Here is a 7,858-nt window from a genome sequence, read left to right on the forward strand (position 1 = left end):
CCCAGTACCATAAGCGTAGCCTTGACGTTCCGCGTGAAGCAAGAAATTTTTGCCTGCGTTCTCGTTGGAAAAGCAGTTTCGTCCAAGCGAAGCGCGTTTAACTGTTTTCCAACTCTTAATTAAAAGGCAAAAATTTCTTGTAGCGGGTTGTCACCGAGTGGAGCGTTGGTACTGGGGCCCCCGCCGCCGGCGATTTACCTCGAACACGAACTCGGTAATACTCCCCTGCAAACTGTAATTTACGGGGGCAAAAAGTCAGTCGTCTGTTTTTATGGGCAAAAATACCCATAGATTGGAAGTATATCCAGTCTATGGGTATTTGCGTTTTTATTGCTATTATTGGAGTTCTAGCTGAATCAGCAGCGGGTCGTGGTCGCTGACGCGGCCGTGTGCTTCCATGAAGGACGAGTTGACATGGACGATGTCGAACTTGTAGTGTCCTTTGAGGTTGTTGCTGACGATGATGTTGTCGAGAATCTGGTCGTTGCCCTGATAGTAGTAGGCATAACGGTCACCAAGGTCATAGTCCTTGATGACGCTTTGCATGTTGTTGCCTTCGAGGGCTTTGATAACCGGTGAGAATTCGAAGTCGTTGAAGTCGCCCGTTAAGAGGACATTCATATTCGGATTCTGGGCCATGCCTTCGTTGACGAAGTCTTTGATGACTGCGGCAAGTTTGAGGCGTTTGGCCTCGCTCTTCAATTGTACCGGCTGATGTTTGCCGTAGAGGCTGTCATCGCCGCGTTTGGAGTTCAGATGGTTAGCCACGATGACAACGTCTTTGCCTTTGAAGGTAAACTGGGCGGCCAGGGATTTGCGCGTGTTCGCGAACAGCGGATCTTTCGGGGCGATGCGGCCCGGGTTCAGCGTTAGCTGTCCATCTTTCCAGCCCTGCGGGTCATTGGCTTTGCCGATTTTGCCCGGTTTCAGCTGGACGCGGTCCGGACGGTAGAAGTAGGCGACGCGGATGTTGGCACCCGGCTGGCCGCCGTCTTCGTTGTAGTTCGGGTTGATGTTGACGCAGTCATAGGCTACGCCCGAGACTGCTTTGATGGCATCCGTCAGGCGTTTCGCGCTCTTGGTGGCATCGCTATTGCCGCTGTCAGTTGGGCCGTCGTTGTCCTGCAATTCGAGAACCGTGATGATGTCGGGCAGCTTGAGGTCGTTCGTAATGGACTGAGCCAGCCGTTTGACCTTGCTGTCCGGCGTTTTGGCCGGATTGGCCGAGAAGTTTTCGATATTGTAGGAAGCAACCAGCAGCTTGTTTTCATCGGGGACGATGGTGGTTTTTTCCGGCTGGAGGCCGCCGTCGATGAGACGCGGCATTTGGTTCATGCGCGTATTTACTTTATAGACGCCGAAGCCGTAAGTGACTACGCCGGTTACATCGCCGTCAAGTTTATCGCCGGCCTTGGTGATGTAGCTCTTGGCATTGCCCCCCTGCATAGCCAGGCAGATTTTCTCAGGATGCATATCCTCGGCCGTAATCGAAAGGCCGCCGGAGTTGTTGAAGGGGCCCTCATGCGTGGCAGGAACCACGTAGATTTCGCCATAGCGCTGTGGCCCGAGGATGCGCGGTTTCTCCACCGTCACCCGCATGCCTTCGAGGGATTCCCAAAAGTCCAGAGCGTCGTGGTCCGGGTTAAACACCGTCATGCCGTCGCTGTCGATGACTTTGCGGGGAATCTGGCGGTCCTTGTCGAGGATAACGGGAGCGGGAAGCTCCTTGCGGCCGAGCTGACGCACCTTGCTGGCTTTGATCTCGGTAATGGTGAGGTCGGTTTCCTCTTTGCCGCGATAGCCGGGGCCGTAGAATTCCGTGACCTCGCCGTCGACGGAGACATAGTCGCCGATGCCGGCGCTGGTATTCGGGGCATAAACCATGATGCCGTCCGAGGTCTTGTCGTTGCCGTCGCCGTCATCCTGGATGAAGAAGACGCTTTCGCTCTGGCGGAAGGTAATGACGCCGCGGACATCTTTTACGGTTTTTCCATTATAGGGAGAAATATGTCCCCCTCCCTGGATGTCGCCAATATGAGCGATCTGTGTCTGCTGAGCCGCAGATACGATGTTGGGACTCCATGGAAAATCACTGGGCATCCACAATCCGGCACCGGTCAACATCATCGCTGCTAAACCCGCGCGCAAACAATTCTTTTTCGAAAACATTGCCTTAGGCCACCTTTCAATTATTTTTTATTAGTTGATACCATTATAAAGGTCACATGTCCTGATGAACAAGGACATGTGACCTTTTTGTCGTGATTGAAATCACTGTGAAAATTATTTATTATTCTTGAGTCGAAAAAAACACGTCTCATTATTGGAAGAAAACGATAAAACAGGACATGCAGCTGAAAGAAAAATGAAAAAACGGTAAACCAATATGGACTATAAGGGACATGTGACCTTTTTTAACGATAAGAAACAAGATATACTTTGACTTGTAAACGATAAGTCGTCTGAAAACTCCAAACAAAATCAACAATATGAATAGAACGATGCAGATGAAAACTGCTCTCATTTACAGAGTTACAATTGGCTGACGGACAGGGAACATGGAAACTGTTGACAAGTCAATTTAGGGTGATACTGAAGAGGATTGAGAAAATCGGGTATTCATAATGGCGAGGTTGGGATGAGTGTTTCAGGGATGTTTAGGGGGAATAGGTAATGAAATTCTTGAGCAAGAAGAAGAGTCTGCTGATTGCTGCGGCAATGAGTGTATCCTTTATCGCTGCGCCGCTCACGCCAAGCTATGCGTCAGAGGCACCGCAGGGCTACACCCAGCAGGACCTCAACGATGAGATGATCATGGCTGTTGCGTGGATGCAGAACTCGGCTGAGTACCGCGAACTTTGCTATCAGGCATACAACGTCGCACTCGATCGGGTAGTAAAAGCCGTCGCTCATCACAAAAAAGGCGACAAACCGCTGGCTATCGTCCTCGATGCTGATGAAACGGTACTGGACAACAGTGCGTTTGAGGCTGGGCTCATCGGTACGGGCAACAGTTACAGCAATGCCACCTGGAAAGAATGGTGCGATGCTGGGGTAGCAAGAGCAATGCCGGGCGCTGCTGAGTATCTGCAGGCCGTCGATAAGCTCGGTGTAGAGATTTTCTACGCTTCGAACCGCAGCCTCAAGGATCATTACGAAAGCTCGGTACGCAACTTCAAGAAAATCGGCTTCCCGCAGGCTGATCGCAAGCACATGATTTTCAAAGCGGATTCCAGCAACAAGCAGGCTCGCTTCGATCAGGTCATGAAAGACTACGATGTCGTCGTATTCATGGGCGATAACGCAGGCGATCTGCCAATCGGTACCTATCATAAGAGCCAGGAAGAGCGCAACGCTCTGGTGGACAAATACAAAGATGAATTCGGCAAACGCTTCATCGCCTTCCCGAATCCGACCTACGGCGATTGGGAATCGGCTCTGAAGAAGGATAAGGGTTCCTATTGGGCACTGAACAATAAAGAGAAGAGCGATGTCCGCCGTGATTCGCTGCGCACGTGGCGTCCGGTCAAGACTGCCCAGGACAAAGAGAACACGAAACCAGGCAACGAGCAGAAGTAATTGATACTTGAGAAGAAGGAGAATTTATCATGAAAAAATCCGCAAAACTTTCCCTTGCCCTCGCACTGATGATGGGAACCACGGCCGGCGTCAACATGGTAGCACCGAGCTCTGCCAGCGCAGAGATTTCTGATAAGTTCAAACTGGAAGTCAACGGTGTAACGTCTTATTATCATGATACGGCTCATAACTACTATGGTCAGACGCGTACGGACAATACTGGTCTTGGTAAAGGCTGGAACAATTATACGCGTGTGCAGCTTACTTATAATGTTGATAAGGATGTTCAGGCAGTAGCTCGTCTGCATAGCAACTATGATAATGCTGGTGATTTTGCTGCCAACAAGAATACCTCAGGGGCATATTTTGACCAGTCCTATATCAAGTATAATGATCGCAAGAACAACCTCCATTATATCGTTGGTAAAAAAGGCATGACACTTGGTCAGAGCATGGTCTACAATTCCACGGGCAATCTGACGGGAGTACAGGTGTCCTATGGCAATTGGTGGGATCCGACCTGCTTCCAGCTGACTTATGGCGATGCTAAAGGTGGTAACCGGGTATGGTCAGCTCAGTTGACACAAGCAACGTCAAAAGCAACTTCATTTAATGCTACCTATGTACGTGGTGAAACCTTATATCAGAAAACAACTCCAGCTAAGGACAAAATAACGGGAGAGCTGGTGTTTAATAATGATGGAACGGTGAAATTTGATTATACTGGAGAAGCCAAGAGAGAAACTGATAGTTTTGTCGATTTTGGTGCTAAAGTAAAATTCCATGGGGTAACTATGGTTGGTGAATGGTCACGCAATCAGTCTAACTACAATCAGAAGGGCAAGTACCTCGATAAAATGGCTGGAGAGAGACAGGCATGGTTTGTTGAATTCTACACTGGTCCAACAAATGACTTTGGTTCGGGTCTGCCAGTGCAAAAAGTAGGTACGCATGTATTCTCCGTACGTTGGCAGGATGTTGGCCGCTATGGAACCTACGGTCACAACAACACGTTCTATGATGGCAAAAAAGGTCTGCGCTTGGATTATGGTGTAACCGTAAAGAAAGGCTTATCGGTTGATTTCGTTTATGGCCGTATGCAGGCTAAAGATAATGCTGGTTACGGAAATAGCGGACATAAAATTAAGAAGGGTGACTGGAGCAATATCTTTGTAGCAGCCCTCAGCTACAAATTCCGTTAATCTACACCTGACATAATTCCAGCAGGGCGGGAGCAGGATGTTTCTGCCCTGCCGGTAAGGTTCTTCTGTTTAGGAGGAAAAAGCATGAAATTCGGTAAGAAATCAAAACTTTTGATTATCCCGGCTATGCTGGCTTCGTTTGGCACGCTGTCGCTGGCTCCGCTGACGGCAGAGGCTTGGACGGACCAGACTCACATGGCCATCGAGCGTGCGGCAGGTCTTTCGAGCTATCAGAATGCCTGCGCACCGGATGTTTCCAAGACGGTATCGGCTATCAATAAGCTCAAGAAAAACGACGGTCAGGGGCATTTCTTTGATGCCAGCAAGCCGCCAACGCGCAAAGATGTCGAAGAGCAGCTCGAGATGATTGGTCAGGGCCGCGACGATTCGCCGGATGGCTGGATTCTCGGTGCCATCATCAACGCTACGCGCAAGTCCAAGGCTTGGACGGAGATGGGCCGTTTCGACGACTACAACTACGCGATCCTTGGCCACTACTGCGGCGACCTCTCGATGCCGATGCATATGTCGGTCTATGATGATTTCAACAAGAAACATCATCTGAACATCGACCAGACGCTCAATCGCAGTGATGTAAAATACGATGTCGACGGTGTTCCTTTGATTACGAAGGAAATGACCGTGGATGACAGCGTCCGCTTCAACAGCGAAGACGAAATCATCGACTACATGTTGAAGATTGCCAATGAGTCCTTTGAGCTTGCCCAGAAACTGCGCGCAGAGGACCGCGAGCTGACGCACGAGGAAGCTATCCAGCGCGTCAACCGCTCGGCTACGTTCTTCCGTGCTATCATGCGTTACTGCGGCAAGAACATCACCGATGATGAATTGGTAAAATACGTCAAATAATAGCGTTATCGCTACTATTTAATAATCAGATCTCTGACTCCTTTTTTTACCCCTGAAATCTACAATGTGCCAGAAAAGCTCGCCGGTATTTACTGGCGAGCTTTTCGGTGTAAAATAAGGAATGGAGTTCTACGGAAAAGAGGGTTATTATGTTTGGCAAAAAATCGTTAAAGGTTATGGCATTGGCCGCACTTACGGCGGCCGTTACAACGGGCACGGCGTTTGCGGGCGATCTTACCGTCTATTCGACGTCGGATATCCATGGCAGTGTCATTGGCTGGGATTATTTCCGCGCCCAAAAAGCGGATTTGGGGCTGGCCAAGGTCAGTACGATTATTAACGAAGGGCGCAAGGCCAAGACGAAGGATGATGCCGTCCTTGTCATCGATGGTGGCGATATCATCCAGGGCACGCCGCTGGATACGTATATGGTCCAGCATCCGCAGGAGTGGAAAGTGGGCCAGCACCCCATGTTTACGGCCTTCAACAAGATTGGCTACGATGCCATTGAGCTGGGCAATCATGAGTTTAATTTTGGTCTTGATTACCTGCAGAAGGTTATCGGCAAGAACAAGAATGTCCTTGGTGCCAACGTCATCGACGATAAGACGGGCAAGACCTGGGGCGGCGTGCGTCCGTACCTCATCAAGACGGTCAAGGTCGACGGCGAGAAGGTAAAGGTCGGCATCATCGGTACCGATACCCCGGCGATTCCGAATTTCGAGGACCCGTCCCATTTCGCTGGGGTTCATTTTGTCAGCCAGGTGCCGGTCATGCAGCAGTGCATTAAGGAACTCAAGGCGCAGGGCGTGGATATTCTCATCGGCGTGTCTCATTCCGGCGTGCCGCGTGGGGACCGCAACAGCGAGGAAAACCAAGTCGTAGCGATTGCGGAGGCCTGCCCCGAGCTCGACCTTTTGATTTGCGCGCATAATCATGTCGTCATTGACAATGCCAACGGGGTGACAGGCCCGGATGGTACGGTCTATAAAGATGCGGTGATAAATGGTGTACCCGTGGTCGAGAGCGGCAAAGATGGCAAATTCGTGGGCAAGAGCCAGTTGACGCTCAAAAAAGTTGCGGGAAAATGGCAGGTCGAAAAAGTCACGACGCAGGCGATTCCTACGAAGGGCGTAGCCGATGATCCAGCCATCGTCAAACTGGCCAAGCCCTGGCATGAAAAGACGCTCAAGCATCTGCAGACGGTAGTCGGCGAGGCATCGGATGTTTTCCTCGGTGCGGAGTCGAACCATCAGGATTCGGCCATCGTCGACCTCGTCAATGAAGTCCAGCGTCACTATGCGGGCACTCAGCTTTCGGCGGCGGCCTCGTTCAACACGAGCCAGAACATTGATAAAGGGCCGATTACGCTGCAGGAAATGTCAGGACTCTACATCTATGAGAATTATCTCTATGGTATCGAGATTACCGGTGCGGAGCTCAAAAAATATATGGAACACGCCGCCAGCTTCTATGGGACGAGCCCGGACTACAACTACGATATGCTGCAGGGTGCAGACTATACCATCGACCTGACGAAACCCGTCGGCAGCCGTATCACCAAGCTACAGTATCAGGGCAAGGACGTAAAGGACACGGATAAATACACCTTGGCCATCAACGACTACCGTATGAACGGCGGCAGCGGCTACATGGCCGCCATGGGCTACACCAATGGCAAAAAGCCCAAAGTCGTATTCGACTCCATGCGCAAATACGGCGACGACGGCCAGATGCGCTCCTTGATGATCCGCTACGTCAAAGAAAAAGGCACTATCACGCCGGCTTGTGACAATAACTGGACAGTAATCAAATAAAAGTGATGCGAGACTCTATTTTATGCCTCTTTAGAGGAAAGAGGCGGTGAAATTACAGTTTGCAGGTCTCATACGAAGCAGCTCTTCGCCGCCGCTAGGGACAGTGCCAACACTACGCGGGAGATGTTTTTCTAAACGAAATTTTTATCTTTAATTAAGCATCGAAAAAGTTGCAAAACGCGCTTCGCTTGAACGGTAGCAATTTTTCGACGAACGGTGAGGATAAAAATTTCGTTCTTCACGAAAAACATCAAACGCTTCGTTTATGGCACTGTCCCTAGCGGTGGCTGAGTCTGTGGCAAGTTTCGAAGGGCTACCCCCTCCGAGGGCGCAGCAATTCGTACCGGCTCTAACCGAGGCGGCGGGGGCCCCAGTACCATAAGCGTAGCC

General features: G+C 50.4%; 5 protein-coding genes. 4 read left to right on the forward strand and 1 reads right to left on the reverse strand.

All coding sequences use genetic code 11. The features are described from left to right. Nucleotides 1-336: 336 nt before the first annotated feature. Nucleotides 337-2,169 carry an endonuclease/exonuclease/phosphatase family protein gene (locus T504_RS0111825; RefSeq protein ID WP_051635355.1) on the reverse strand — a complete coding sequence of 611 codons (1,833 nt, stop codon included), beginning with the start codon at nucleotides 2,167-2,169 and terminating at the stop codon, nucleotides 337-339. 504 nt (nucleotides 2,170-2,673) lie between these two features. Between T504_RS0111825 and T504_RS0111830 the strand changes: the two genes are divergently transcribed. The 4 genes from T504_RS0111830 (at nucleotide 2,674) to T504_RS0111845 (ending at nucleotide 7,468) form a co-directional block, all read left to right on the forward strand. Further along, nucleotides 2,674-3,579 carry a 5'-nucleotidase, lipoprotein e(P4) family gene (locus T504_RS0111830; RefSeq protein WP_051635356.1) on the forward strand — a complete coding sequence of 302 codons (906 nt, stop codon included), beginning with the start codon at nucleotides 2,674-2,676 and terminating at the stop codon, nucleotides 3,577-3,579. A gap of 29 nt (nucleotides 3,580-3,608) precedes the next feature. After that, complete coding sequence (locus tag T504_RS0111835) at nucleotides 3,609-4,781, forward strand: hypothetical protein (protein ID WP_033171269.1); 1,173 nt, start codon at nucleotides 3,609-3,611, stop codon at nucleotides 4,779-4,781. A gap of 84 nt (nucleotides 4,782-4,865) precedes the next feature. Beyond that, nucleotides 4,866-5,651, forward strand: a complete 786-nt coding sequence (locus tag T504_RS0111840; protein ID WP_033171270.1) for a phospholipase C/P1 nuclease family protein — start codon at nucleotides 4,866-4,868, stop codon at nucleotides 5,649-5,651. A 149-nt stretch (nucleotides 5,652-5,800) separates the two neighbouring features. Next, complete coding sequence (locus T504_RS0111845) at nucleotides 5,801-7,468, forward strand: bifunctional metallophosphatase/5'-nucleotidase (protein ID WP_051635357.1); 1,668 nt, start codon at nucleotides 5,801-5,803, stop codon at nucleotides 7,466-7,468. Nucleotides 7,469-7,858 lie beyond the last annotated feature (390 nt).

It is taken from the genome of Selenomonas sp. ND2010, assembly GCF_000702005.1.
Taxonomy (GTDB): Bacteria; Bacillota; Negativicutes; order Selenomonadales; family Selenomonadaceae; genus Selenomonas_A.